Genomic DNA, 26,549 nt, shown 5'->3' with positions numbered 1-26,549 from the left:
CCGTCTATCCTGCACTGACCACCATCGACTCAGAAACCGACCCCACGGTTTGCGAGGCCTTGTGCGGCGCCGTCCGTTCGATGAGCGGCAGTGTCCGCAATTGACGTTCGAGATGCCACTGCAGATGAGCCGCGGTGAGGCCAGTTGCTTGCTTACGCAACATCTCCGGCGTCTCCTCGGCGAAGGCCCAGTCCCCCCGCATCAACGCGTCCATCAGATCCAGCACACCCGTTGACGGCACGGCTGCACCTGCCGGACGACAGTGCACGCACACTGCCCCACCAGCGGCGACGTGGAAGGCACGATGCGGTCCGGGAGCGGCACAGCGGGCGCAGTCGTCGAGCGCGGGGGCCCAACCGGAAATACTCATGGCACGCAGCAGGAAGGCATCGACGACCAATCCAACGGCATGGGCTTGAGTGGCGATCGCACGCAAGGCGCCGACGGTGAGTTGGTGCAACGCGAGGGCCGGCGCCTTCTCCTCCCCCGACAGGCGTTCCGTGGTCTCGAGAATTGCGCACGCTGCGGTGTAGCGACCGTAGTCGTTGACGATGTCGCCAGCGAAGGCGTCGATCGTCTGTACCTGGGTCACGGTGTCGAGATTGCGGCCCGGATAGAGCTGAATGTCGACGTACGCGAACGGTTCCAGGCGGGCGCCGAACTTGCTGCGCGTGCGGCGAATTCCCTTGGCGACCGCGCGGACCAGACCATGCTCGCGAGTGAGCATGGTGACGATGCGATCGGCTTCGCCAAGCTTGTGCTGCCGAAGCACCACTGCCCGGTCCCGGTAAAGCCGCATTCTCCCAGTGTTCCACGCACCACCGACAGATTCGGACAACCATCGACCGCTGGCAAGCGCGTGTCCATCTACCTGTGCAAAACTGGAGCACGTGCGTATCGACCGGACCATGATCGGCTACGCGCTCATCGGATTTTTCACATTCTGCGTCGACATGTTGATTCTCACGGTGGCGCACAATTCCCTGCATTGGCCGGTACCGGTCGCGGCGAGTGCTGGGTACGGCACTGCTCTGATTCTGAATTTCGTGCTCAACCGCACGTTCAACTTCCATGTCCACGGACACTTCGGTCAGCAGGCCGGAAAGTTCGCGGTCGCGGTCGGAATCAATTACGTCGTGTTCGTGCTGGGTGTGGTCAGTTTGCTGGTCTACCTCGGGGTGGAATTCCAGATCGCGCGTCTGGCGGCCGCCATGATGGAAGGCGCGTTCCTTTACTGCGCGATGCGTTTCTCCGTCTTCCGCGAACGCCAGCAAGTTAACGCAGCTGGAACGCCAGTACATCCGGTGACAACACCCGCGGCATAGCGTCGAACGCAACCACTCCGACGAAGGGGGTTGCGCGATGTCTCGCCCGGGTAAGCCGCTGCTGCGCAGCGTTTCACGCACTGAATCGCAACTGACATTCCGTCGCATCCACGGGTATCGACGCGCGGTCCGAGTCTGTGGTGACGGCCCTCCCCTGCTGCTGATTCACGGCATCGGCGACAACTCCGAGACGTGGCTCGATGTCATCCCGAGGCTGGCCACCAAATACACGGTCATCGCACCCGATCTGCTCGGCCACGGCGCATCCGACAAGCCGCGGGCGGACTACTCCGTCGGCGGCTATGCCAATGGCATGCGGGATCTGCTGTCGGTTCTCGGGTACGAACGGGTGACCGTGATCGGACACTCCCTCGGCGGAGGCGTCGCTGCCCAGCTCGCCTACCAATTCCCGGAGGTGGTGGAACGGCTCATTCTGGTGTGTCCGGCGGGCGCCGGCCCGGAAGTCCATCCGCTGCTGCGCTTCGCGAGCGCACCCGTGTTGGGTTCAGCGCTGGTCGCACTCCAACTGCCCGGTGTCGGCCCGTTCCTGGACGGCCTGCGAATGCAGCTCAAAACCTTCTATGAAACGACCGGCTTCACCACCGCCACGATTCTCCACGACGCGGTCGATGTCCTGCGGGTGCTCGCCGACCAGGCCGAATCCGGCGGCCAGCAGGCCTTTCAGCGAGTCCTCCGCGCCGCGGCCGACTGGCGCGGCCAAGCCATCACTTTCCTCGACCGCTCATATCTGCTGCAGGGCGTTCCGGTGCAGATCATCTGGGGACGGAACGATCGAATCATTCCGTCCAAGCACGCGCGCTTCGCCCATGCGGCGATCCCCGGTTCCCGGCTCGACATGTTCGAAGACTCGGGACACTTCCCCTTCCGCGACGACCCGGCCCGATTCGTCCGCGTCGTCGATGAGTTCCTCGAGACCACGAACCCATCCGAATACGACCAGCAACGCTGGCGCCAGAACCTGACGAGAGGGTTTGCTCCGTCGTCAATCAGTGGAAGCCACACGAGCCGGATGGCCGTGCTCGACGCCATGGTTGCCGGCGAGCGCAGCGCGACCTAACCGACGAGCTTTCTCAACACGGCCGCATCCCCGACTGCTGCGGCGTCGGCGTCGTTGTTGAAGTAGGCGTAGACGTCACAACCTTGTTCGCGAAGATCGCCGAGCCAGGTAGCCCACTCCTGCAACCGCTCCCGGCCGTAGCTTCCGTGATACGGCGTCTTCGTCGCATTGGGGCCGTGAAATCGGACGTACGTCCAGTCGGTGGTCAGCACCCGCGGATGATCCGCGATCAGATCGTGGATACACAGGGCGGCACCGTGGCGCCGCAGCACCTCGTAGATCGATTCCTGCAACCATTCCGGATTTCGGAACTCGATCGCCCAGCGCACGGACGGCGATGCCACGGCAAGGAATTCGTCCAGCCGATGCGGGTTGGGTCGCCACCGAGCAGGAAGCTGAACGAGCGTCGGCCCCATTCGAGCACCCGCTGCGCTCACCCGATCCAGATGGTTGGGGAGCCACCCCGCGGGATCGCGGAGCTTCATGCGATGTGACCCGAACTGACCGAGCTTGAACGAGAAGCAGAACGACGGCGGAACCCGCGACGCCCATTGTTCGACCGCGGTACGCGGCGGCAGGCGATAGAACGTGCTGTTCACTTCGACCGTCTCGAACCGTTCCGCGTATGCCTCGAGCCAGCGCGACTTCGGCAGCGTCCACGGGTAGACGCTGCCGCGCCACTGCTCGTACATCCAGCCGGAGCATCCGATTTCGACAGTGCTCATACCGTCGGGATACCCGATGTTTCACACTTCAGTGAGACCCTCGCGCATCGCAAAAAGCGCTGCCTGAGTTCGGGTCTTGACACCGAGCTTGGTGAAGATGTGCTCGAGATGGCTCGACACCGTCTTGCGCGAGATCGACATCTCGGCCGCGATCTCCGGATTCGACAACCCGCGAGCGAGCCCGAGCAGCACCTCGACCTCACGTTCGGTGAGCCCGTTCGGCGGGCGTCGGCGCGCCGTCCCCCGTTCGCCGGCAGCGGCCAGAACCGCCTCCACGGCATCCCCGTCGAGCTTGCCGTCACGAACTTCCTGGAGCAGGATCTGCCGGGCCTTCGCCGTCGAATACGCCGGTCGATGGGGCCGTGGTTGCTGCAATGCGACGAACACATCCGCCGCGGCCAGCACCCGCGCCGTCATCGGGATCGCCGCGCCGCTCAACCCGTGCGGGTAGCCCGACCCGTCGAGCCGCTCGTGGTGCATACCGGCGCAGCGAGCCACGGCCGACAGACCGGGCACGTGCGCCAACATCCGCTCGGCCAGATACGGGTGCGTCTGCGCGCGCTCACGCTGCATCCGCGTCCACGGCTTCGTCGACTCCCAGATCGTGCTCGGGACCCCGACCATTCCGAGGTCATGGACGAGCGCCGCGCGCCGGACCAGCCGGACGTCTTCCGCGTGCATCGACAAATGTTTGGCGGCCGCCTCCGCGAGACGCGCTACCGCTCGCGAGTTCCCGGTCCGGCTCGGCGACTTCAAATCCGCGAAGTCGGCGAACGCCTCCAATGCCACGTCGACCTGAGCCTGCGTCAACGGGACACCGAGCTGCGGGTCCTCCCGAACGATCTCTTCCCAAGCAGGCAGGTCGTCGAGGCCGGCGAGCACGTCGTCGTGGTGGGCGAGAAAGCAGTCCGCCAGGTCCGGGTCGAACTGCGTCCCGCGGCGATCGCGCACGACGTCCAGCGCCGCGTGCGGTCCCGTCGCATGGTGAAAATGTTCGATGTTGTCGGCGATCTGTGCGAGCCGGATCGGCAGCGCGAGATCTTCTGCCTTCACGTCGCCCGGCACGCCACGACCATCCCAGCGCTCGAACGCCTGCGTGAGCGCCCGCGACACGTCTTGTCCGAGATCGAGGCGCTCGGCGAAATCACTCGCGGCCTGACAGTGCGATCGCATGACCTTCTCGACGGACCCGCCGCCGGTCGCGAAGAACTCGCCGACCATCCCGACCCGTCGCAGACCCGAGCCGCCCCGGCCGAGACGACGCAGGACGAACGCGGCCATCGCGGCGCCACCGAGGTCGCCGTCGTGGGTTTCGGCGTATAGCTGAGTCTCGTCGCCGAACAGTTCGGCGAGATCGCTCGTATCGACCGCGCACCCCAACCACATCAGCAGCGATGTGTAGTACGTCTGCGACTTCACCTGTGCGGGAAGGCCCGCTTTGTCCGCGAGCCGAAGTGCGACAACGGTCTGTCGAAGCACCCGCTCAGACGGTCGCCCCATGCCCAGATCGGACACGAGCGACATCGCCGAAACGAGTTCTGCCAGGCGGATCGACGGCGGGGCCATACGGCTCAGAAGCCCAGCCGACCGAGCTGCTTCGGGTCGCGCTGCCATTCCTTGGCGACCTTCACGTGCAATGACAGGAAGACCTTGGTGCCGAGCAACTTCTCGATCTGCTTGCGCGCGGTGGTCCCGATCTCCTTGAGTCGCGAACCGCCCTTGCCGATCACGATCGCCTTCTGGCTCTGGCGCTCGACGTAGATGAAAGCGTGGATCTCGAGCATGTCATCGCGGCCTTCGCGCTCGATGACCTCCTCGATCGTCACCGCGATCGAGTGCGGAAGTTCGTCGGTGACGCCCTCGAGTGCCGCTTCGCGAATGAACTCGGCCATGAGCGTTTCTTCCGGCTCATCGGTGAGTTCTCCGCCCGGGTAATACTGCGGACCGTCGGGCAGTTGTTGGGTCAGCACCTCGACCAGCGTGTCGACGTTGTCCTTCGACACCGCGGACACCGGAACGACTTCGGCCTTCGGCCCGAGCAGCTTCGTCACCGCGAGGAGTTGCGCGAGGAGCTGGTCACGACCGACCTTGTCGATCTTGGTGACGACACCCAAGATGGTGGTCTTTGGCGCGACGGCTCGAATCTGCTCGGCGATCCATTGATCGCCCGGACCGATCTTCTCGTCGGCCGGGAAGCACTGGGCGATGACGTCGACCTCGGAATAGGTGTCGCGCACGAGGTCGTTGAGTCGCTTGCCGAGGAGCGTCCGCGGCCGGTGCAGACCAGGCGTGTCGACGAGGATGATCTGCGCGTTCTCGCGGTTCACGATGCCGCGGATCGTGTGCCGCGTGGTCTGCGGACGATCCGACGTGATCGCGATCTTCTCCCCGACGAGAGCATTCGTCAGAGTCGACTTGCCGGTGTTCGGACGACCGACGAAGCACACGAATCCGGAGTGGAAGTCACCCATCGATACTCACTACCTCACCATTAGGCCTCGCGACGATGACCTTCGCGGCAGCCGACACCTCGCGGAGAGCTGCCACACCGTCATCGGTCAGGTCGGCACCGAGAACGACCGCAGCTTCGAAACCCTCCGCACCGCTGGAGAGCGCAGCCGCGACCGCCGACTGCAGCGCCGACAGCTTCAGCGTCGAAAGCCATACGGGCCCAGCGGCATACGTGCGTCCGTCGCTATCCCGCACAGCAGCACCGGACGTTGCGTTCGCGCGGCCCATCGCGCCGCGGGCCAAAACCACGAGCTTCGAGTCCTCCGCATCGAGATCACTCATCGCCACCGTTGTCCTTCTTCTTTTTCGACGTCGCTACCTCAGGTTCCTTCGCGCGCGGCGTCCGCTTGACGAGAACCGTGTTAATTCTCATTCGGCCGCGCTCGTCGGCGCCGCCTTCGCCCTTGAGGACGAGGCCATTGCTGACGACCTTGCTGCCGGGCAGCGGTACCCGGCCCAGCCGGTGACCGAGGAGACCGCCGACGGTCTCGACCTCGTCGTCCTCGATCTCCATCCCGAAGATCTCGCCCAGTTCCTCGAGGCGCAGTCGGGCCGAGACGCGGTACTTACCGTTGCCGAGGTCCTCGATCGGTGGGGTCTCGCTGCCGTCGTATTCATCGGCGATCTCGCCCACGATCTCTTCGAGAACGTCCTCGATCGTCACGAGGCCCGCGATGCCGCCGTATTCGTCCACGAGCAGAGCCATGTGGTTCCGGTCCCGCTGCATCTCCGCGAGCAAGGTATCGAGCGGCTTCGAATCCGGCACGAACACCGGCGGACGCATGACATCGCGCACGGGCGTGTTGCCGCGACTCGCGGTCAGGTGGGAAACGAGGTCGCGCAGGTAGACGACGCCGAGGACGTCGTCGACGTTCTCGCCGATAACCGGGATACGCGAATGCCCACTTCGAACCGCGAGAGACGCCGCCTGCTGAATCGTCTTGTCGTCTTCGATCCAGACCATCTCGGTCCGCGGCACCATCACGCCACGCGCGGCCGTGTCGCCGAGTTCGAAAACCGACTGGATCATGCGTCCTTCATCGGCCGCGACGACGCCGCGTTCCTGCGCCATATCCACGATCTCGCGGAGTTCGATTTCCGTCGCGAACGGACCGTTCCGGAAACCCTTACCGGGCGTGATCGCATTACCGAGAAGGATGAGCAATTGCGTCACCGGCCCCATGACCGTGCGCAGCAGCTGCAGCGGCCACACGGCCACGAGCATGATCGAGTACGCGTGCTGTCGACCGAGGGTTCGCGGGCCAACACCGATGACGATGTACGCGACCAGCGCCATGACCAGGGCAGTCGTCAGCAGAGCCCAGCCCGATGCCATCAATTCGAGCAGCGCGTCCGCAAGCAACACCGTTGCCGCAACCTCGCAGACGATGCGCAGCAAGACCATCAGGTTGACGTAGCGGGCCTTGTCCGCCACCACCCGGACGACGCGGCGCGCGCCGGGACGGCCATCACGGACCATCTCCTCGGCGCGGGCCGCCGATGTGGTCAGAAGTGCAGAGTCGACAGCCGAGAACAATCCTCCGAGGATGACCAGCACGACCGCGAGGAAGATCGCCGAGATCGGGCCGATCACTGCGTTTCGTCGACCGGCAGGAAGCCCGTTTTCCCGAGCAGCTTCCGGTCGCGCTCCGCTTGGAACGCCTTGCGCTCGCGCTTGCGAACTTCGGCGAGCCACTCGGCGAGGATCTGGTTCTGGATGCCGAACATCTCCTTCTCCTCGTCCGGCTCGGCGTGGTCGTACCCCAGGAGGTGCAGCACGCCGTGGATCGTGAGAAGCCAGAGCTCCTGGTCGAGAGAGTGCCCGGCCTTCTTCGCCTGACCCAGCGCGAACGACGGACAAAGCACAATGTCGCCGAGCATCGACGGCCCGACCGGCGACGCGTCAGGACGGCCACCCGGCGTGAGCTCGTCCATCGGGAAGCTCATGACATCAGTCGGTCCGGGCAGGTCCATCCACTTCATGTGGAGGTCGGCCATCGTCGCGTCATCGACGAGGATCATCGACAGCTCCGCACCTGGATGCACGTCCATCTTGTCGATGGCGAACTTGGCGACAGCCATCAGATCAGCCTCGTCGACGTCCATCCCCGATTCGTTGGAGACCTCGATACTCATGCCGAAACCTTAACGCCGACCACGCCGTTGCTGAGCATCGCGCCGCTGAGCCCGGTTCCCGAGATCCTGCCCGTCCTCGTACCTCTGGTACGCGTCGACAATCTGGCTCACGAGCCGGTGGCGCACAACATCCGCGCTGGTCAGCTCCGAGAAGTGGATGCCGTCGATGTTGGGGAGGATCTCCGCCGCAGCCCGGAGGCCGGACGTGGCGCCACCAGGCAGGTCGATCTGGGTGACGTCGCCGGTGATGATCATCTTCGAGTTGAAACCAAGCCGGGTGAGGAACATCTTCATCTGCTCACGCGTGGTGTTCTGCGCCTCGTCGAGAATGATGAACGCATCATTGATCGTTCTACCCCGCATAAATGCCAGCGGCGCGACCTCGATGACTCCGGCTTGCATCAGCTTCGTCACCGACTCCGGGTCCATCATGTCGTTGAGCGCGTCGTACAACGGACGCAGGTACGGGTCGATCTTTTCGTTGAGCGTGCCCGGCAGGAAGCCCAGCCGCTCCCCCGCCTCGACCGCCGGACGCGTCAGGATGATGCGCGTGACCTCTTTGATCTGCAGCGCCTGAACAGCTTTCGCCATCGCCAGGTACGTCTTGCCGGTACCCGCCGGCCCAATCCCGAACACGATGGTGTTCTCGTCGATCGCGTCGACGTAGCGCTTCTGGTTGAGAGTCTTGGGTCGAATCGTCTTACCGCGGCGCGACAGAATGTCGAGGCTGAGCACCTCGGCGGGCGATTCGTGCAGCCCTTCGGTCAGCATCGAAAACGTGTGCCGCACCGACTCGGGCGTGACGCGCTGACCCCGGCGCTGCAGATCTGACAGCTGCTCGACGACTCGCTCGGCAAGCGCGACATCACCGGCCTTGCCGGAGATCGTCATGATGTCGCCGCGGACATGAAGATCGGCGTCGAGAAGCGTTTCGAGCGTGCGGAGATTTTCGTCTGCCGTGCCGAGCAGCGTGAACACCGTTGCGGGATCCAGTTGGATGCTGGACCTGACAGTCCGGTCAGTCAGAGTGTCGTCCTCAGGTGTGGTCAATGAGCGCTCGAACCTTCTCTCGGTAGATGTCCCTCGATTCTATCGCCGGGTACGACTGATTCGCTTTTCAATAGTCGCGCCGCGCTATTGCGCACTACTGCGCATTGCGTGGTAGCGTCCAAACCGCAAGAGCGGAAGGAGGCATATTGGACACCAGTCAACTTCTCAAGGGTGTGCTCGACCTCGCGGTGCTGACGGTCCTGCGGGACGACGACGGATACGGCTACGACGTACTCCGCCGCCTCCGCACCGCGGGTCTCGAAGAAGTCGGCGACGCGTCGGTCTACGGCACCCTTCGGCGCCTGTACAAAGCGGGCGCTCTCACGTCGTACGTCGTACCCAGCGACGAAGGACCACATCGCAAGTACTACGCACTCAACGACGCCGGACGGACCAGGCTCTCCGAAGGGGCCACCGCCTGGAACTCCTTCGCCAACGCCATGAACTCGCTTCTCAAGGGGGAACAGTGAACGCCATAGCCACCCGTGCAACGCACGAATATCTGACCCGGGTGCGGACGTCGCTCGCCGACATCCCCGGCACCGAAGTCGACGATCTCCTCGACGATGTCCGACCGCACCTCGCGGACATCGCGGCCGAAATCGGGCCCGACTGCACGTTGCGGGACATGATTGGCCGGCTCGGGACGCCCGAGCAGTACGCCGCGGAACTGCGATCGGCGGGCGACTACCCGCCGGCACCGACCGGCACGACAAACGTCTCCCGGCGTCCCCGCCTCGCGCTCTGGAGCATGCTCATCGCGAGCTTCGCACTCATGTGGTTCGCGTTGATCGCTATCGTGGACGGCGCGGCGGAGGCGCTCTTTGTCGGGATCCTGCTGTGCGGCACAGTGATCGGATTCAGCGCCGTCTCGGTGGTGCGACGCGGCACGGGCGCTTTCGAAGAGCTTCCGGAGGTCGTCTGGTTGCGCGAGTCGTACGACTCCCCGACTGGCCGCTACCTGAAATCGCTCGCGCCCGGTTGGTGGATCGGCGCCGCATTCATCTTCGTCGGAGCGGCGTTATTTCTCACCCGCCACAGCGATGCGGCCCTTGCGCTGCCGATCTTCGCGGCGAGCGCCGGCCTCATCATCTTCGCTGGACCTCGCGTGGGCACGAATCGTGCCTGGTTGTGGGCGACCGTTCCGCTCTCGGCCATCGCGATCGGGTCCGTTCTGGGCGTACCGGAGGCGATGACCGATTACGCCCGCACCGATTACCGCCAACCTGCCGTGCTCATGCCCGGCATGAACGGCGACGTCACCAACATCTACGGGTTCACGCCGGACGGCAAGCCGATCCCTGACTTCTACCTCGTCGATCAGGACGGTCACCCGATCAATATCAACGGCGCGAAATGCGGTCAGTACGGCATGGAATCCGCGGGCACCGACAACCACTTCCCCAAGAACACGGTGACCGACGAGGGTCAGTGCAAGGAGTCGCGAGAAACCCCGTTCACCGTCGCGATTCCACAGTCGGCCGCACCGACCACCAGCACAACCACGACAACTCCGGCGCCGACGACGACTGTGGAACCTGCCCCGGCGCCGTAACGCGACAGTGCTGCACCCTCACGCTGGTAGCGCCTTCCCTCAAAACCAGCGTGAGGGTGCAGAACTCAGACCCGGTCCGACCACTCCACCGGCGCTGTATCCCAGCGCCCAGTCCGAACGCCGATTGCACCCAGCGCGACAGAAGCTGCCGTCACACTTCGTAAGACATTGGGTCCCAAGAGAACCGGCACTGCGCCGGCCTCCCGCAGCGACGCGATCTCGCCGTCGGCGATACCGCCCTCGGGACCGACGATGAGCATGACCGCCGGAACATCGAGATCGACATCAGCCATTCGAGTCGCCGCGGACTCATGAAGCGCCAGCACCAAACCATCGAAGACCCGCACCTGCTCGACCAATTGCTTCGTCGACACCAAGTCCGAGACGATCGGCAAGTACGGCCGCCGCGCCTGCTGGGCCGCTGAGCGTGCCACCGCCTGCCACTTTCGAGCGCCGGCGGTGGCCTTCTCGCCCTTCCACTGCGTGATCGACCGCGACGCCTGCCACGGGATCAAAACGTCGGCGCCAGCCTCCACCGCGAGATCGACCGCGAGCTCGGCACGCTCCGACTTCGGCAAGGCCTGAACCACCGTCACCGCAGGTCGAACGCGGTCCGCAGCCTTCCGAGACACGACATCCAAAGACACCGTGTCCCGATCGACCGCCGAAACAACAGACGACGCGAGGCCGCCGACGCCGTCGCTCAGCACGATCTTCTCCCCCACGCGCAGCCGAAGAACGCGGGCCGCATGGTGGCCGTCCGGGCCGGTCAGCTCGGCGACGCCACCGTCCGGCAGCGCCTCAACGTAGAAGACGGTGGCTGCCACTACCGGCTGAAGGAAGCACGCAGGCGCGAGAACAACCCGCCCGAGTGCGCCGAGGAGCTTGAGACAACCTCAGCCTTCTCGTGGAGCCGGGCCTTGAGGTCACGCACGAGGTCGGCCGACTTGCCGTCCAACTTCGACGGAATGACCACCTCGAGGTGCGCGTGCACGTCACCACGGATCGACGAACGCAGCTTCGGCATGCCGTGACCGCGCAAATGCGACACCGACCCCGGCTGGGTGCCCGGAGCGATCGTGAGCTCGACCGGACCGTCGAGGATCGTGTCGATCACGACGGTTGTGCCGAGGGCCGCGTCGACCATGGGGATGCGGATCGTGCAGTGCAGGTCGTCGCCATCGCGGACGAAGACATCGTGCGGTGCTTCGAGCACCTCGATGTACAGGTCACCGGCCGGACCGCCACCGGGACCGACCTCACCCTGCGCGGCCAGACGCACACGCATACCGCTCGCGATGCCCGGCGGGATGTTCGCGGTGATCTCGCGACGCGAACGCACCCGGCCGTCGCCACCGCACTTGTGGCACGGGTCGGCGATGACTTCGCCGGCGCCACGGCACGTCGGGCACATGCGGGACGTCATGACGTTGCCGAGGAACGAGCGCTGGATCGACTGCACTTCACCTGCGCCGCCACACGTACCGCAGCGCTCCGGCTTGCTCCCGCTGCGCGTTCCGGCACCGGTACAGACATCGCACAGGATTGCGGTCTCGGCGACGATGCGCTTCTGGACTCCAGCCGCACATTCCTCGAGCGTCAGGCGCGTACGAAGCAGCGAGTCGGCACCCGCCTGGACGCGACCGCGCGGCTCGCGACGGCCGCCTCCACCGCCCATGCCAGCACCGAAGAACGCATCGAAGATGTCGCCCATACCGCCGAAGCCCTGGCCGCTGAAGCCACCCGCGCCGCGCTGCTCGAGCGGGTCACCGCCGGCGTCGACGATGCGGCGCTTCTCCGGGTCGTTCAGGACCTCGTACGCCTGCGAGATCTCCTTGAACTTCTCGTGCGCGTCTTCGCCCTGATTGACGTCTGGGTGGTACTCACGTGCCAATTTGCGGTATGCCCGCTTGAGCTCCTGCTCGTTGGCGTTTTTTGCCACCCCAAGGATGCCGTAATAGTCGCGTGCCACTTCTCTGCTCTCGTCTCATAGCCTGCGTATAGACCGCGGGTCAGCGCGTTGCCAGGACCTCACCGATGTAGCGGGCGACCGCGGCCACCGCGGAGATCGTTCCCGGGTAGTCCATGCGGGTCGGCCCGAGTACACCCATGCCGCCAAATACGGTACTAGCTGTGCCGTAGCCGGTAGAAACCACCGAGGTCCCGCGCATCTGCTCGACTTGCGTCTCTTCCCCGATCTGCACGGTCACCATGCCGGGATGCTGGGACGCGGCGAGCAATTTCAGCACCACGACCTGCTCTTCGAGGGCCTCGAGAACCTGCCGCAACGACCCCGGGAAAATGCCGAAATCAGCAGCGCTCGCAGTGAGATTCGCGGTACCGCCCAGCACCAGACGCTCTTCCCGGTGCTCGACGAGGCTCTCGACCAGCACCGTCGAGATACGGATCATCGCGTCGCGAAGATCCTGCGGTGCTTCGACTGCGAGATCGACCACAGCGGTCGACGCAACCGGGAGTCGCTTGCCATCGACGGCGACGCCGACCAACGACCGGATCTTCGCGAGCTTGTCGTCCGTGACCGTGTCGCCGAGTTCGACGATTCGCTGGTCGACGCGACCGGTGTCGGTGATGAGGACCAGCAGCAAGCGCGCTGGAGTCAGCGCGACGATCTCGAGGTGTCGAACCGTCGACGCCGAAATCGTCGGGTACTGGACCATCGCGACCTGACGCGTCAGCTGGGCGAGCAGGCGAACACCGCGACGGAGCACGTCGTCGAGGTCGACGCCCTCTTCCAGGAAGCGCATGATCGCCGCGCGTTCCTGCGGCGAAAGCGGCTTGACCTCGGAGATGCGATCGACGAACTGCCGGTACCCCTTGTCCGTCGGGACGCGGCCCGACGACGTGTGCGGCTGGGTGATGTACCCCTCGGCTTCGAGAACTGCCATGTCATTGCGAACCGTCGCGCTCGAGACCCCGAGGTTGTGGCGCTCGACGAGGACCTTCGAACCCACGGGTTCCTTGGTCGAAACGTAGTCGGCGACGATCGCGCGCAACACTTCGAACCGACGGTCATCCGTGCTCGACATGATCATCACCTCCTCGTGCTTGCACCCTGCACCAACAGTTTAGTCGGCCGCACATCAGCATCCGGCGACCTTGGTCACAGGTTGATCTTGAGTCACGGCTGCCGACGGAGCGTGCCGGTGATGTTTCCCGAGTTCCCCGGCATCGTCCAAGCAATCGTCGAACCACCTTCGAGCGTGATGGTCGACGTCGTGCTGTCGTCCAGGCAGCTCGCCGGCCCGTCCTTCAATCGTCCTTGCAGATGCGCGGTGCGCCCATCGACGGACACCAGGTCCTCGTCACGCATGCAGGTGTCGCCGTTGGACTTCACATAGGTCGAGGTTCCGACCGTGTCGCCGACGTTGCCCGCGTACAGGTACATCTCGACCGTGTACTGGCCGTTCGGCCCGGTCGCCGAGCCCTTCCAACCGCCGTCGAACGTCGATGGCCACACACCGCCGACCGCACCGCTGGGAGCCGGGCCGCCCGAAGTTCCATCGCCGGACCCGCGTGTTCCCCACCATGCGGCGAGTGCAACCGCCGCAATCGCGACCACCGACAGCGCAACAAGTGGCCAGACCATCCGCGACGACCTACGCACCGGCGTGGGCTCAGCCTTCGGGACTGTCGGCGGCTTGCTGGCAGCGGTCTCGACGTCGATCGCCGCGGCCGTCTGCGTATCGCTCTCCGCGGCGGGATGCTCGAGATCCAGCATTCCGACTGTTCGCCGCCCCACCTCTTCGAGAATCTGCGGTGGCAACCAACCACTCGTGCTCTCCGGCCGAAGCGGAGCCAGCATCTCAACGAGCTCGTCGATCGTGGGTCGGTCGGCCGGGTCCTTGGCCAGGGCCGCCGCGACGATCGAACGAAGCGGGTAGGGCACCTTGCTGACATCCGGCTCTTCCTGGACCACCCGCCACAGCATCGTCATCGTGTCGGCCTCGCCGAACGGACCCACGCCGCGAGCGGCGTAGACGACGACGCCCGCCCACGCGAAGATGTCGGTTGCCGGTCCGACTCTCTCGCCCTTCACCTGCTCGGGAGACATGAAGCTGGGTGACCCGACGAGTTGGCCCGAGGCGGTCAGCACCGAATCATCGGCGGCTCGGGCAATGCCGAAGTCGATGACCCGCGGTCCGTCGAGTCCCAGAATCACGTTCGACGGTTTGAGATCGCGATGAATGACTCCCGCCGAATGGACGGCGTGAATGGCCCGAGCGAGCCCATCGGCCAGGACCGTGACCGTCAAGTCGGGCAGTCTGTCGAATCTGCGGACGGCCTCGGTAAGCGTCATCCCGGCCACGAACGCCGTGGCGAGCCATGGCTGCGCGGCCTCGAGGTCAGCGTCCAGAACCGCCGCGGTGAACTGGCCACTCACTCGCCGGGCCGAGGACACCTCGTGACCGAACCGCGCACGGAAGTTGTCATCGTCGGCCAGGTCCGGGCGGATGACCTTCACCGCCACCGTGCGGCCGGTTTCGCTGCGCCCGAGATAGACGCGGCCCATGCCGCCGCTACCGACCACACCGAGTAGTCGGTACTTCCCGATCTCTGTCGGATCACCGGGCTCGAGCGCTCTCATCCCGGCAAATCGTACGGCCGCTGGCGATCCGACGCATCGGTTACAGCGCGCCCCGCGACGCTGCGGCCGATACTGACACTCATGGCCATCGAACCGCCCGCCGAGACCACCGAGCGATCGCTCAATGAACCTCTGCGCGAGGATGTTCGCCTTCTGGGCGCGATCCTCGGTCAGGTCGTTCGCGAGCAAGAAGGCGACGAAGTATTTGATCTCGTCGAACGAGCGCGCGTCGAATCGTTCCGGCTGCGTCGCTCCGAGATCGACCGCAGCGAACTGTCCCGCCTGTTCGACGGGATCACGATCGGGAAGGCGATCCCGGTCATTCGCGCGTTCAGCCTGTTCTCGCTCCTGGCGAATCTCGCCGAAGACCTGCACCGCGAGCGTCGCCGCCGAGCGCACGTCAAGGCCGGTGACCCGCCGCTCGCGAGCAGCCTGGCCGCGAGTTATGCCCGCTTGGACGCGGCCCCACCGAGCCCCGATCGCGTCGCCGACCTCCGGCACGCTCTCGTTTCGCCGGTGATCACCGCGCACCCCACGGAGACGCGTCGCCGCACCGTGTTCGAAACCCAGACGCGAATCATGGACTTGATGCGCGAGCGGGACCGCGGAGACGGCGACAACGCCGAGATCGACAAGCTGCTCCACCGGCAGATCCTCATGATGTGGCAGACCGCCCTTATCCGGCTCAATCGGCTGCGTATCGAGGACGAGATCACCGTCGGCCTGCGGTACTACGTGCTGTCGCTGTTCGAGACGCTGCCCGGCATCAACGCCGACGTGCGCGCGGAACTCACCCGTCGCTGGCCGGACGCGAACGTCCTGCGGGAGCCACTCGTCCGCATGGGTTCGTGGATCGGCGGCGACCGCGACGGCAATCCGTTCGTCACGGCCGACATCGTGCGGACGGCGACCCACCGCGCGAGCGGCACCGCGTTCGAGTTCTACGCCGACGAGGTCAACACGCTCGAGCAGGAATTGTCGATGTCCGCGCGCCTGGTGACGGTGAGCTTTGCGCTGCAAGAACTCGCCGATGACTCCGGCGACGAATCAGCTGGTCGCGCCGACGAACCATATCGGCGCGCGCTGCGCGGTATCCGCGCCCGCATCACGGCGACCGCATTGAAGCTGCTCGATCAGGCACCCCGAGCGGTGCTCGATCTCGGGCGTCCGCCGTACACGACAGCTGCCGAACTGAAGGCTGAACTCGACATCGTCGACGCCTCCCTCCGCGGTCACGGCGATGCGATCCTGGCCGAAGACCGGCTGTTCAACCTCCGCAACGCGGTCGAGACGTTCGGTTTCCACCTGTCCGGACTCGACATGCGACAGAACTCGGAAATGCACGAGACGGTCGTGGCGGAGCTGCTGGCCTGGGCCGGAGTCCACTCCGATTACTCCAGCCTGAGCGAAGACGAGCGCGTCGAAATCCTGTCGCGCGAGCTCAGCATGCGCCGACCGTTGACCGCTCCGGACAGCGACCTCAGCGAGCTGGCGGTCAAGGAACTGAATATCATTCGCTCGGCCGGCAACGCGATCCGAAAGTTCGGCCCGGGCTCCGTGCCGAACTACATCATTTCGATGTGCATGTCGGTGAGTGACCTGCTCGAAGCCGCCATCCTGCTGAAGGAAGGTGGCATCCTCCAGCCCGGGAAGCCGTGTTCAGTCGGCATCGTGCCGCTCTTCGAAACCATCGAGGACCTGCAACGATCGGCGGCGACCGTCCGCGCGGCCATGGCACTGCCGGTCTACCGCGAGATCGTCGACAACCGCGGCGGGCATCAGGAAATCATGCTCGGCTACTCCGACTCGAACAAGGACGGCGGATACCTCGCCGCGAACTGGGCGCTCTATCGCGCAGAACTGGACCTCGTCGACGCCGCCCGCGACACCGGTATCCACATGCGACTGTTCCACGGTCGAGGCGGAACGGTCGGCCGTGGTGGTGGACCGAGCTACGACGCGATCCTGGCCCAGCCGGCCGGCGCTGTTCGAGGCTCGCTGCGTATCACCGAGCAGGGCGAGGTGATGAGCGCCAAGTACAGCGATCCGAAGCATGCGCGCCGGAACATCGAATCGCTCGTAGCCGCGACGCTCGAATCGACGCTGCTCGACGTCGAAGGCCTCGGTGACGACGCCGAACGGGCCTACGCGATCCTCGACGACCTCGCGGCCCGGGCCCGCAAGGCCTACGGGGAACTCGTGCATGAGACGCCCGGCTTCGTCGAATACTTCCGTCTCTCGACTCCGGTCGCGGAGATCGGCGAGCTGAACATCGGCAGTCGCCCGTCATCGCGCAAGCAGACGAACTCGGTATACGACCTCCGCGCGATCCCGTGGGTCATGTCCTGGAGTCAGTCGCGCGTGATGCTGCCCGGTTGGTACGGCGTGGGCAGTGCGTTCTCCAGCTACATCGACGAGAGCCCGGCGCACCTGGGCGAACTGCAGGACCTGAATCGGCGGTGGCCGTTCTTCAAGACCGTGTTGTCGAACCTCGCGATGGTCATGAGCAAGTCCGATCTCGGCCTCGCCGCCCGGTACGCCGAACTCGTACCCAACAAGGAACTGCGCGAGCACGTCTTCGGCATGCTCAGCGCCGAACACACGCGCACGGTGCAGGTTTACCTCGACATCACCGGGCTCGACAGCCTGCTCGCCGACAACCCCGCGATGGCACGATCGACGATCAACCGCTTCCCCTACCTCGAGCCGCTCAACCACCTGCAGGTCGAATTGCTGCGTCAGTACCGTTCGGGAGACGACCGCGAGCTCATCAAGCGCGGGATCCTGCTCACGATGAACGGGCTGGCCACAGCACTGCGGAACAGCGGCTAAGGCTTACGGGCGATCAGCAATTCATCCTCGCCGATACTCGACAGGACCAGTGTCCCGTCCCGCTCGGCGACCGCCGTCACGAAGCCGTAGCTGCCGTCGTCGAGCCGCAGGTCGTGCACCGGATTTCCGTCGAGGTCGTAGGCCATGACCCATGCGACGTGGGCCGGCTTCGGTCGGAGAAAGGCAGGCAGGTTCCACGAGATCGTCCGCAGGAATCCCGGGAGGGACAGCAAACGGTCCACGAGCGGATTGCGCGGTGCGACGATCGCGACCCACAGCAGTCCGTCGCTGCCGAGACTCATGTTGTCGGGGAACCCGTGCAGGTTCTCTCGAATCAATTCATCCTCGCCGGCCTGCGGACCGGTCAGCCAGAATCGGTTGATGCGGTAGCCGGCGGTCTCGGCGAACAGCAGGTGCGATTCGTCCGGGGCCAGCACGAGTCCGTTGCCGAACGCCAGGCCGTGCACGAGAACGGTCACTGTGCCGTCCGTCGATACCTGTACCAGCCGGCCGGTGCAGGAATGTTCGAGGATGTCGCCCTCGTGGTGGTCGACGTCCCAGCGGCTCGTCGACGTGGTGAACCAGATGGTGCCGTCACTGCCGACCACGACATTGCTCGCGAACGTGAGCCGCTCGCCTTCGATTTCGTCGACCAGAACCTCGACCTGACCGTCGCGGAGCCGCAGCAGGCCTCGATCGTGGTCGGCCACGAGAACACTTCCGTCGGAGCACGACTGGACGCCGAGTGGTCGCCCACCGGTGTTGCCAAGCAGGGTTCGTACGCCAGAACCAACGTCGATCGCGACGATGCTGCCATCTCGAAGCCCGGTGACGACGGCTCCGTCGGAGTCGAAGCAGACATCCTCGGGGCCGTGCCCGCCGGACGCGATTCGCCCGACGACCGCGAGCTCAGCGGTCAACTCAGTTCGGCCGTCATTCGCCGGCGCCTTCGGCGGGGACCAGTTGTTGGTATTCAGCAGACGACGGTTCTGCTTCATCGGGCTCCTCAGGCGCTCAGGTCGCGGACGACAGCGTCAGCCAGCAAGCGACCCCGGTCCGTGAGGACCAAGCGGTCACCCTTTCGTTCTAGCAGCCCGTCGTCCACCAGGGGCTGTGCGCCGGGCCGGTCCGCGATGCCGTCCCGAATCCGGACCGAGAGCATGAGCTGTTCCAGCGCCTGATCGTCGGGAGTCAGCAGTTCGGACCCATCGACCGGCAGCACGCCCGCAGCAAGTGTCTCGGTGTACCGCGCCGGATGCTTGACGTTCCACCAGCGCAGCCCACCGATGTGGGCGTGCGCGCCCGGACCGGCACCCCACCAGTCGCCGCCCTGCCAGTAGATGAGGTTGTGGCGGCATCGCGCACCCTCGTCGCGAGCCCAGTTCGACACCTCGTACCAATGCAGCCCTGCGTCGGCGAGACGGCGATCGATCTGCTCGTAGCGAGACGCCAGGACATCGTCATCGGGTGCCGGAAGCTCACCGCGACGCACCTTACGAGCGAGCGCAGTGCCCGATTCGACGATGAGCGCATACGCCGAAACATGGTCGACGCCCGCGTCGAGCACGGCATCGAGTGACGCGTCGAGGTCGGCGTCGGTCTCCCCCGGCGTGCCATAGATGAGGTCGAGATTGACGTGGTCGAAGCCGGCCGCCCGCGCCTCCCGAGCTGCGTCGACCGCCCGACCCGGGGTGTGCGTCCGATCCAGCACCCGGAGCACATGCGGCGCCGCGGACTGCATGCCCAGGGAAATCCGGGTGTACCCCGCTTCCCGCAGCCCACCGAAGAACGACGGCGAGGTCGACTCGGGGTTCGATTCGGTGGTGACCTCGGCATCTGGTGCGAGTCCGAATGTCTGTCTCACCACATCGAGGACCGTGGTGAGACCGTCCCCACCGAGCAGCGAGGGCGTGCCACCGCCGACGAAAACGGTCTCCGCCGGGACGGCTCCGACCATCTCAGCACCCAGGGCGAGCTCACGCTTGAGCCCTTCCATCCACGACTGCGGCGAGGCGGAGCTGCCCAGCTCACCGGCGGTATAGGTGTTGAAGTCGCAATATCCACATCGCGTCGCGCAGAACGGCACGTGAATATAGACACCAAACGGCCGCTGACCGAAATCGGTCAGGCATTCCGCCGGTATCTCGAACCCACTCATGCTTGCCGGTTCACTCCGTCGCACGGTCCGCTCCTCGCTCGTTCCTCGCTGCGATGCTCCCGCGCTCCTCTCGCTCACAATTACCCAGTTTCCGGCACGACGTGGTTCGAGTACCAATCCGCGTGGCAAAATGACTTCTATGCGCGCAACTGCAGTTCGACTCGTGGCACGTCGCCACGTGGACTTCAAGCGCGTATGCAGCTGCTGCTGTCGGTGAACTCTGTCCACCATTCAAGTCCGGTTTCACCGGCACAATCTGCAGCAGGAGCTCGTACTTCATGGAAGAGCGTTTGGCGGTCGTCGAAGGTCAATTGGACAACGCCGATACCATATATAGAAATGTGCTTCGGACCGGCAGCCCCGGTCTGGATGTGCCGTTTGGACGCAATTCGCGCCGACACAAGGTCGCCACGACACCGCTCGGGGAATACATCGACCGTGTGATGCGTAGAAACGTCATGCACCGAAACGAAAGTGCGGGGTCACCTGTGTGGGTGACCCGTGCTGAGGAAGGCGACCTGAGATGAACACCCGATTGAGCGATGAGGTTCTTCGCGAGATCGCCGCAGATGGCGCACGCGAACTTCAGGGCGCATCTGCGCTCGAGCTGCTCGAGTGGACCGAGAAGACGTTCGGCAACGACTACATCGTCGCGTCGAACATGGAAAACGGCGTTCTGGTCGACCTGGCGACGAAGGTTCACCCCGGCGTCGATGTCCTCTTCCTCGACACCGGCTACCACTTCGCCGAAACGATTGGAACCCGCGACGCGGTGATCCAGGTCTACGGCGCGAACCTCGTGAACGTGACCCCCGCACAGACCGTCGAGGAGCAGGACACGCTCATCGGCCGGAACCTGTTCTCGAGCGAGCCGGGCCGCTGCTGCGGACTTCGAAAGGTCGAGCCGCTCAAGGGCGCGCTCAAGAACTACCAGGCATGGGTGACCGGCATCCGCCGCGTCGAGTCGCCGACCCGCGCGAACGCGCCCCTCATCTCCTTCGACGACGCTTTCGGCCTCGTGAAGATCAACCCGCTTGCCGCGTGGACTGACGAGGACATGGAGAACTACATCGTCGAGAACGGGATTCTCGTGAACCCGCTCGTCGAGGAGGGCTACCCCTCGATCGGTTGCGCACCGTGCACCGCGAAGCCGGAGCCGGGCTCCGACCCGCGCAGCGGCCGCTGGGCCGGCTTCGCCAAGACCGAGTGCGGGCTGCACGCGTCATGACCGCGGTCCTGTCCGGAAGCTCGTCGAGCGTCGACACACTCGGCGCTCTCGAGTCCGAGTCGATCCACATCTTCCGTGAGGTCGCCGGCGAGTTCGAACGCCCGGTGATCCTGTTCTCCGGCGGCAAGGACTCGACGGTTCTGTTGCACCTGGCGATCAAGGCGTTCTACCCCGCCAAGATCCCGTTCGCGCTGCTGCACGTGGACACCGGCCACAACTTCCCGGAGGTCATCGACTTCCGCGACGAGGTTGTCGAGCGCTACGGACTTCGTCTGTTCGTCGCGAAGGTCGAGGACTACCTCGCCGACGGTCGCCTCGAAGAGCGTGCGGATGGCATCCGCAACCCGCTGCAGACGATCCCGCTTCTGGACGCCATCGCCGAGCACCGCTTCGATGCGGTCTTCGGCGGCGCACGTCGTGATGAGGAGCGCGCCCGGGCGAAGGAGCGCATCTTCTCGCTGCGCAACGCGTTCGGACAGTGGGACCCGAAGAAGCAGCGTCCGGAGCTGTGGAACCTCTACAACGGCCGGCACGCGGCCGGTGAGCACGTCCGCGTGTTCCCGCTGAGCAACTGGACCGAGCTCGACATCTGGCGCTACATCGCTCGCGAGAACATCTCTCTGGCGAGTCTGTACTACGCCCACGACCGCGAGGTCTTCCAGGACCGCAACGGCATGTGGATGACCCCCGGCGAATGGGGCGGACCGCAGGACGGCGAAGGACTCGAACTCCGCTCGGTGCGCTACCGCACGGTCGGCGACGCGTCGACCACCGGCGCCGTGCTCTCCGACGCATCTGACAACCAGGCAATTCTCAACGAGGTTGCGGCGTCCCGACTGTCCGAGCGCGGTGCTTCGCGCGGCGATGACCGGGTATCTGAAGCGGCGATGGAAGACCGCAAGCGGGAGGGATACTTCTGAGCACGTCAGCTCAACTGCTCCGACTGGCAACGGCGGGCAGCGTCGACGACGGCAAGTCCACCCTGGTCGGACGCCTCCTCTTCGACACCAAGTCAGTGCTCGCTGACCACATCGACGCGGTGGAGCGGGCCTCGGTCGACAAGGGTCTTGCGACGCCCGACCTCTCGCTCCTCGTCGACGGCCTCCGCGCCGAGCGCGAACAGGGCATCACGATCGACGTGGCCTATCGCTACTTCGCGACGCCGCAGCGCTCGTTCGTCCTCGCCGATACCCCCGGGCACGTCCAGTACACAAGGAACACCGTCTCCGGCGCCTCGACCGCGCAGCTCGTCATGCTGCTCGTCGATGCACGGAAGGGCGTCGTCGCGCAGACCCGTCGTCACGCGGCGGTTCTCGCGCTGCTCGGGGTGCCGAAGCTCGTTCTCGCGGTCAACAAGATCGACCTCGTCGAGAACCCCGCCGAGGTCTTCGCGAACATTTCCGCCGAGTTCAACCGGCTGACGGCTGGTCTGGGTTGGGCGCCTGAAGACGTCCAGGAAATTCCGGTCTCGGCACTGTTCGGCGACAACGTCGCTTTTCGCTCGGAGCACACGCCGTACTACGACGGACCGACACTCATCGAACACCTCGAGTCGGTCCCGGTCGATGCCGACAGCGAACGCACGGAGATCGGCCTGCGCTTTCCGGTGCAATACGTCATTCGTCCGCGGTCTGCCGCGTTCCCCGACTACCGCGGCTATGCCGGCCAGGTCGCCGCGGGCTCGGTTCGTCCTGGTGACGAGGTCGTCATCCTGCCGTCCGGCGTGCGCAGCACGATCGCGAAGATCGACACCGCCGATGGCGAACTCGAAGTGGCCGAGGCCGGCCGCAGTGTGACACTGCTGCTCACCACGGACGTCGATGTCTCGCGTGGCGACGTGATCGCCTCCCCCATCGACGCTCCGGAACCGCTGTCTGCCTTCGACGCGACCGTGTGCTGGCTCGCCGAGAAGCCACTGCGCCCAGGTGCACGCCTGTTGCTCAAGCACGGAACGCGGACCACGCAGGCGATCGTCGGTGCTTTGATCGATCGATTCGACGAGCAGAACCTGTCGTCGGACCCATCACCGGCGACGCTGGAACTCAACGACATCGGACGCATTTCCGTCCGCGTCGCGGAGCCGATCGTGGCTGACGACTATGCCGTCAACCGCCACACGGGCAGCTTCCTGCTCATCGATCCCGCCGGCGGAAACACCCTCGCCGCTGGTCTCGTCGGGGACGTCTTGACCGCCGTCGAGCTGGGCTGAGAGCCAGGCCACCAAGCCGCTTCTATTTGTTGAACACCTGTGTAAGGTCTTTACCGAGCACAGGTGTAATGTCCGCGTGGAGTCCACCTGGCCTGCCAAGACAAACAAAAGAGGAGCATTCATGGCCTTCACAGTTTCCGGAAAGTCCGTCCTCATCACCGGTGCGGCAATGGGTATGGGTCGTATCTGGGCCGGCTACGCCGTCGAGGAGGGCGCGTCGACCCTCATCCTGTGGGACATCGACCAGGTGGCGCTCGACAAGGCCGTCGCCGAGCTTTCCGGGAAGGGCACCAACGTCATCGGGCAGATCGTCAATGTGGCGGACCCGACGGCGATCTCGCGTGGTGCGGAAGAGGTCAAGCGGAACGTCGGTTACCCGGACGTCCTGATCAACAACGCCGGTGTCGTGCGCGCCAAGTACTTCTGGGAAGCCGACGCCGAGAAGGACATCAAGTTCACGATGGATGTGAACTCGATGGCTCCGATGTACATCACCCTCGAGTTCCTCGCGTCGATGGTTGCGAACCCCGAGCGCGAATGCCGCATCGTCAACATCGCGTCGGCCGCCGGCATGCAGGCGACCCCGAAGATGGCCGTCTACGCCGCCTCGAAGTGGGCCTGCCTCGGCTGGAGCGACTCGGTTCGCATCGAACTCGAGCAGCAGGGCGCCGGCCACGTCAAGGTGACCACCGTGTGCCCGAGCTACATCTCGACCGGCATGTTCGAGGGCGCCAAGGGCCCGCTCCTCGCCCCGATCCTCAAGCCGGAGGAAGTCACCACCGCGGTGTGGAAGGGCATGAAGAACGGCGACGCACTCATCGTTCTCCCCAAGACCGTTTACCTGGCACGCGCCGTCAAGGGCCTGCTCCCGGTCAAGCTGTACGACCTCATCGCCGACCGTCTCCTCGGTGTTTACCACTCGATGGATGACTTCAAGGGCCGCGGAACCGAGCGTTCGGGTCTCTAGGCAGACAGTCGAATTCGCCCGCCTCTCGATCGGATCGAGAGGCGGGCGAATTTGTTTTGGCCTACGTACGAATCGTCAGCGTGAAGGCGAACACTGGTGGCCGGAATCCGACTCCGTTGTCGGCGCGCAGGCTGAACCGGTATTCGCCCGCCACGGACGGGGTTCCCTCGAGCACGCCGCTGGACGAGATCGTGAGACCCGGGGGCAGCTGTCCACTCGCCAGAGACACGACGGGCGGCGGAGCACCGGTCACCGTGAATTCGTGACGGTATGGGACGCCGACCGTCCCAGCCGGAGGACTACCGGTGATACTCGCCTGCTGCGTGGCGATCTGGAGGCGGTACAGCTTCGTCACGGCACCGGCAGAGTTGCTCGCGGTCACCCGGAAATTGAAATAGCCGGTTTTCGTCGGCACGCCACTGAGCTTGCCCGTCGAAGACAGGCTCAAGCCGGCGGGCAGGGCACCGCTCGTCACCCGCGTCGTCGTGGTCGGTCCTCCCCCGACTGCGAATTGGAAGTCGTAGGGCCGCTTGACCAGTCCGCGCGGTGGCGTACCGGTCAGCGTGGGTGAACTGACGTTTTCGACTGGTCGGACACGCAGCACTTTGCCATCGGGCGACGCGTCCGTGGTGATGAGCAACGACCCGTCGGGCATTGACGTCACGCTCCGCAGCCGGCCGTTCGTGCCGTTCAAAGCCGGCGGAAATGCTGTCTCGGTCACCGATTGACCGTCGAGCCCGAGCTTCACGAGCATCAGCTTCTGCGCCTTCAGGGTCGCGACCGCGAGAGCTCCGCCCCAGCCTCCCCACGCCGCGCCTTGAACGACCGCCGCGCCCGACGTCGCCAGGGTCGGTTCGCCGGAACTCCAGATGGCATCGAGCGCTCCGGGCACTCGGACTTTGTCGGTCATCGGGACCGTCTCGTCGTACGCCGTGCGATCCGGACGCCAGCCGTAGTTCCCGCCGGGGACGAGCCGGTTGATCTCATCGTCGCGATCCGTCCCGTGCTCAACCGAGTAGATGAACCCGGTGTCGACCCGCATGGCCAACCCCTGCACATTTCGGTGGCCGAGCGTAAAGATCGGGCTCGATGCCGTCGGATTTCCGGGAGCAGGTTGACCGGACGTCGTGATGTGCAGAACCTTGCCGGCCAGCGACGTCGGATCCTGTGGGTTCGTGCCAACGGCCGCGTCGCCGGTGCCGACGTAAAGCGTGCCGTCCGGATGCGCAAGAATTCGGCAGCCGCCGTGCCGGCCGCTGTCGGTGTCGATGCCGGTGAGCACAGATCCCGCATACGTCACCGAGTTCCAGTCGGCCCCGATCGTGAAGGCGCTTATTCGAATATCCGTCGTGCCCGACGCGCTGTATCCGTGGCATGCGAACAGCCTCCGGGTCGTCGAGAAGTCCGTGGCGAGAGCGAGTCCCATGAGCCCGGTCTCGCCGCTGACCCACAATCCGGGGACTGCGCCGGCGACGGAATGAATTGCGCCGCCAGTCTCCTTGAGGACGAACCGGCCGGTCTTCTCGCCGGTGATGATCGTGCCGTCGGGCGCGGCGATCGCGTCCCACGGACGATCGAGATTGCTCAGTTCAGCCGTGACCGACAGGGTTGGGAGCGCCGTCGCAGCATTCGCGGGGACGGCCACCGAGAGCGCTCCCGCCGCGAGCGCCACAGACACGGTCAGGCGTACGAAATGCCGGATTTCCACACTTGAGAGAATGCTCCAGTAATCACGAGATGCGTTGTCGCCGTGCCACTCACATCAGTTGATGTAGTCAGCTTGTGACGTATGCGCCACTTGCCGTGGATCTAGCTCACCAGTTGGCAGACGTCGACGAATTCCTGGCGTCCGTGCTGGTCCAGATCACTCGACACGTAGTAGCCATTCGGATCGAGAACAAGAGTGCTCTTTGTGCTGCCAGCAGTGGATGCGACAGTCCGTCCGCCCGCGTCGACGAACCGGGTCGAGCCCGCGAAGAGCGCGATGTTGGTCTGGCCGTCTGCGTCGACAGTGACGCCGCCGTTCGAGCTCAAATTCTGATACTCGGTGACGACCTTGCCGGTCGCAGTGTTGGTCCACACAGTCGTGTTGTGGGCGCTCGCGGAGTATCGAGACCCGTCCCCGCCTTTGAATACGTAGGTCCCCCACGACGTCGTGGTGTAATCGAC

The 26,549-nt window shown here is 65.0% G+C and carries 25 protein-coding genes; 9 read left to right on the top strand and 16 right to left on the bottom strand.

Annotated elements, in window-relative coordinates:
* Nucleotides 1-4 precede the first annotated feature (4 nt).
* Nucleotides 5-799 (bottom strand): DNA repair protein RecO, encoded by a 795-nt coding sequence (gene recO, locus F600_RS0114420; protein ID WP_018161328.1) that lies wholly within the window; start codon nucleotides 797-799, stop codon nucleotides 5-7.
* Between the two features lie 91 nt (nucleotides 800-890).
* Here recO and F600_RS28370 point away from each other — a divergent pair, with 91 nt between their 5' ends.
* Complete coding sequence (locus F600_RS28370; RefSeq protein WP_211220072.1) at nucleotides 891-1,325, top strand: GtrA family protein; 435 nt, start codon at nucleotides 891-893, stop codon at nucleotides 1,323-1,325.
* A 37-nt stretch (nucleotides 1,326-1,362) separates the two neighbouring features.
* Nucleotides 1,363-2,403, top strand: coding sequence for an alpha/beta hydrolase (locus tag F600_RS0114410; protein ID WP_018161326.1), 1,041 nt, complete (start codon nucleotides 1,363-1,365; stop codon nucleotides 2,401-2,403).
* Here F600_RS0114410 and F600_RS0114405 read toward each other — a convergent pair.
* Genes F600_RS0114405 through F600_RS0114375 form a run of 7 tightly spaced genes read right to left on the bottom strand, consistent with a single transcriptional unit; the run spans nucleotide 2,400 to nucleotide 8,825 of the window.
* The gene (locus tag F600_RS0114405; protein WP_018161325.1) at nucleotides 2,400-3,128 is read right to left on the bottom strand and encodes a DUF72 domain-containing protein; all 729 of its coding nucleotides are present in this window, start codon (nucleotides 3,126-3,128) and stop codon (nucleotides 2,400-2,402) included. The two genes, F600_RS0114410 and F600_RS0114405, sit on opposite strands and share 4 nt — an antisense overlap.
* A 21-nt stretch (nucleotides 3,129-3,149) precedes the next feature.
* Nucleotides 3,150-4,742: an HD domain-containing phosphohydrolase gene (locus F600_RS0114400; protein ID WP_217999898.1), complete on the bottom strand. Its 1,593-nt coding sequence runs from the start codon at nucleotides 4,740-4,742 to the stop codon at nucleotides 3,150-3,152.
* Nucleotides 4,700-5,599 carry a GTPase Era gene (gene era / locus F600_RS0114395; protein ID WP_018161323.1) on the bottom strand — a complete coding sequence of 300 codons (900 nt, stop codon included), beginning with the start codon at nucleotides 5,597-5,599 and terminating at the stop codon, nucleotides 4,700-4,702. The genes F600_RS0114400 and era overlap by 43 nt, the downstream gene beginning before the upstream one ends.
* On the bottom strand, nucleotides 5,592-5,921 hold the full coding sequence (locus F600_RS0114390) for a cytidine deaminase (protein WP_026306541.1): 330 nt from the start codon (nucleotides 5,919-5,921) through the stop codon (nucleotides 5,592-5,594). Before F600_RS0114390 ends, era begins: the two co-directional genes overlap by 8 nt.
* The gene (locus tag F600_RS0114385) at nucleotides 5,914-7,233 is read right to left on the bottom strand and encodes a hemolysin family protein (RefSeq protein WP_018161321.1); all 1,320 of its coding nucleotides are present in this window, start codon (nucleotides 7,231-7,233) and stop codon (nucleotides 5,914-5,916) included. Before F600_RS0114385 ends, F600_RS0114390 begins: the two co-directional genes overlap by 8 nt.
* The gene (ybeY, locus tag F600_RS0114380; protein WP_018161320.1) at nucleotides 7,230-7,775 is read right to left on the bottom strand and encodes an rRNA maturation RNase YbeY; all 546 of its coding nucleotides are present in this window, start codon (nucleotides 7,773-7,775) and stop codon (nucleotides 7,230-7,232) included. Before ybeY ends, F600_RS0114385 begins: the two co-directional genes overlap by 4 nt.
* Nucleotides 7,776-7,784: 9 nt before the next feature.
* Nucleotides 7,785-8,825 (bottom strand): PhoH family protein, encoded by a 1,041-nt coding sequence (locus F600_RS0114375; protein ID WP_018161319.1) that lies wholly within the window; start codon nucleotides 8,823-8,825, stop codon nucleotides 7,785-7,787.
* A gap of 146 nt (nucleotides 8,826-8,971) precedes the next feature.
* Here F600_RS0114375 and F600_RS0114370 point away from each other — a divergent pair, with 146 nt between their 5' ends.
* Both F600_RS0114370 and F600_RS0114365 read left to right on the top strand, forming a co-directional pair.
* Nucleotides 8,972-9,295 carry a PadR family transcriptional regulator gene (locus tag F600_RS0114370; protein WP_018161318.1) on the top strand — a complete coding sequence of 108 codons (324 nt, stop codon included), beginning with the start codon at nucleotides 8,972-8,974 and terminating at the stop codon, nucleotides 9,293-9,295.
* Nucleotides 9,292-10,380, top strand: a complete 1,089-nt coding sequence (locus F600_RS0114365) for an HAAS signaling domain-containing protein (RefSeq protein ID WP_018161317.1) — start codon at nucleotides 9,292-9,294, stop codon at nucleotides 10,378-10,380. The genes F600_RS0114370 and F600_RS0114365 overlap by 4 nt, the downstream gene beginning before the upstream one ends.
* 65 nt (nucleotides 10,381-10,445) lie before the next feature.
* Here F600_RS0114365 and F600_RS0114360 read toward each other — a convergent pair whose 3' ends face one another.
* The 4 genes from F600_RS0114360 to F600_RS0114345 all read right to left on the bottom strand — a co-directional run bounded on the left by F600_RS0114360 (nucleotide 10,446) and on the right by F600_RS0114345 (nucleotide 14,986).
* Complete coding sequence (locus F600_RS0114360) at nucleotides 10,446-11,207, bottom strand: 16S rRNA (uracil(1498)-N(3))-methyltransferase (protein WP_018161316.1); 762 nt, start codon at nucleotides 11,205-11,207, stop codon at nucleotides 10,446-10,448.
* Nucleotides 11,207-12,352, bottom strand: coding sequence for a molecular chaperone DnaJ (gene dnaJ / locus F600_RS0114355; protein WP_018161315.1), 1,146 nt, complete (start codon nucleotides 12,350-12,352; stop codon nucleotides 11,207-11,209). Before dnaJ ends, F600_RS0114360 begins: the two co-directional genes overlap by 1 nt.
* Before the next feature lie 40 nt (nucleotides 12,353-12,392).
* A complete protein-coding gene (gene hrcA / locus F600_RS0114350) occupies nucleotides 12,393-13,427 on the bottom strand; it encodes a heat-inducible transcriptional repressor HrcA (protein WP_026306540.1) in 1,035 nt (344 codons plus the stop codon).
* Nucleotides 13,428-13,519: 92 nt separating this feature from the next.
* A complete protein-coding gene (locus F600_RS0114345) occupies nucleotides 13,520-14,986 on the bottom strand; it encodes a serine/threonine-protein kinase (RefSeq protein WP_018161313.1) in 1,467 nt (488 codons plus the stop codon).
* An 81-nt stretch (nucleotides 14,987-15,067) separates the two neighbouring features.
* Here F600_RS0114345 and ppc point away from each other — a divergent pair, with 81 nt between their 5' ends.
* A complete protein-coding gene (ppc, locus tag F600_RS0114340) occupies nucleotides 15,068-17,818 on the top strand; it encodes a phosphoenolpyruvate carboxylase (protein WP_018161312.1) in 2,751 nt (916 codons plus the stop codon).
* On the opposite strand, the gene F600_RS0114335 is transcribed toward ppc, so the two are convergent.
* Nucleotides 17,815-18,816: an SMP-30/gluconolactonase/LRE family protein gene (locus F600_RS0114335; protein WP_018161311.1), complete on the bottom strand. Its 1,002-nt coding sequence runs from the start codon at nucleotides 18,814-18,816 to the stop codon at nucleotides 17,815-17,817. The genes ppc and F600_RS0114335 overlap by 4 nt on opposite strands.
* 8 nt (nucleotides 18,817-18,824) lie before the next feature.
* Nucleotides 18,825-19,976, bottom strand: a complete 1,152-nt coding sequence (gene hemW / locus F600_RS0114330) for a radical SAM family heme chaperone HemW (protein ID WP_040631395.1) — start codon at nucleotides 19,974-19,976, stop codon at nucleotides 18,825-18,827.
* A gap of 523 nt (nucleotides 19,977-20,499) precedes the next feature.
* On the opposite strand from hemW, the gene F600_RS0114325 reads away from it, so the two are divergent.
* The 4 genes from F600_RS0114325 (at nucleotide 20,500) to F600_RS0114310 (ending at nucleotide 24,380) form a co-directional block, all read left to right on the top strand.
* The gene (locus F600_RS0114325) at nucleotides 20,500-21,204 is read left to right on the top strand and encodes a phosphoadenylyl-sulfate reductase (RefSeq protein ID WP_018161309.1); all 705 of its coding nucleotides are present in this window, start codon (nucleotides 20,500-20,502) and stop codon (nucleotides 21,202-21,204) included.
* The gene (gene cysD, locus F600_RS0114320) at nucleotides 21,201-22,124 is read left to right on the top strand and encodes a sulfate adenylyltransferase subunit CysD (protein WP_018161308.1); all 924 of its coding nucleotides are present in this window, start codon (nucleotides 21,201-21,203) and stop codon (nucleotides 22,122-22,124) included. Before F600_RS0114325 ends, cysD begins: the two co-directional genes overlap by 4 nt.
* Nucleotides 22,121-23,413 (top strand): sulfate adenylyltransferase subunit 1, encoded by a 1,293-nt coding sequence (locus F600_RS0114315; protein WP_026306538.1) that lies wholly within the window; start codon nucleotides 22,121-22,123, stop codon nucleotides 23,411-23,413. Before cysD ends, F600_RS0114315 begins: the two co-directional genes overlap by 4 nt.
* Before the next feature lie 121 nt (nucleotides 23,414-23,534).
* Nucleotides 23,535-24,380, top strand: coding sequence for an SDR family NAD(P)-dependent oxidoreductase (locus tag F600_RS0114310; RefSeq protein WP_018161306.1), 846 nt, complete (start codon nucleotides 23,535-23,537; stop codon nucleotides 24,378-24,380).
* A 61-nt stretch (nucleotides 24,381-24,441) separates the two neighbouring features.
* Here F600_RS0114310 and F600_RS28365 read toward each other — a convergent pair whose 3' ends face one another.
* Together F600_RS28365 and F600_RS0114300 are read right to left on the bottom strand one after the other, a co-directional pair.
* Nucleotides 24,442-26,088, bottom strand: coding sequence for a PQQ-dependent sugar dehydrogenase (locus tag F600_RS28365; RefSeq protein ID WP_081628846.1), 1,647 nt, complete (start codon nucleotides 26,086-26,088; stop codon nucleotides 24,442-24,444).
* A gap of 101 nt (nucleotides 26,089-26,189) precedes the next feature.
* Nucleotides 26,190-26,462, bottom strand: coding sequence for a hypothetical protein (locus F600_RS0114300; protein WP_018161304.1), 273 nt, complete (start codon nucleotides 26,460-26,462; stop codon nucleotides 26,190-26,192).
* Between the last annotated feature and the right edge of the window lie 87 nt (nucleotides 26,463-26,549).

Source organism: Smaragdicoccus niigatensis DSM 44881 = NBRC 103563, from assembly GCF_000380645.1.
Taxonomy (GTDB): Bacteria; Actinomycetota; Actinomycetes; order Mycobacteriales; family Mycobacteriaceae; genus Smaragdicoccus; species Smaragdicoccus niigatensis.
The sequence above is the reverse complement of the archived record's forward strand: the minus strand, read 5'-3'. Positions and strand labels throughout refer to the sequence as shown.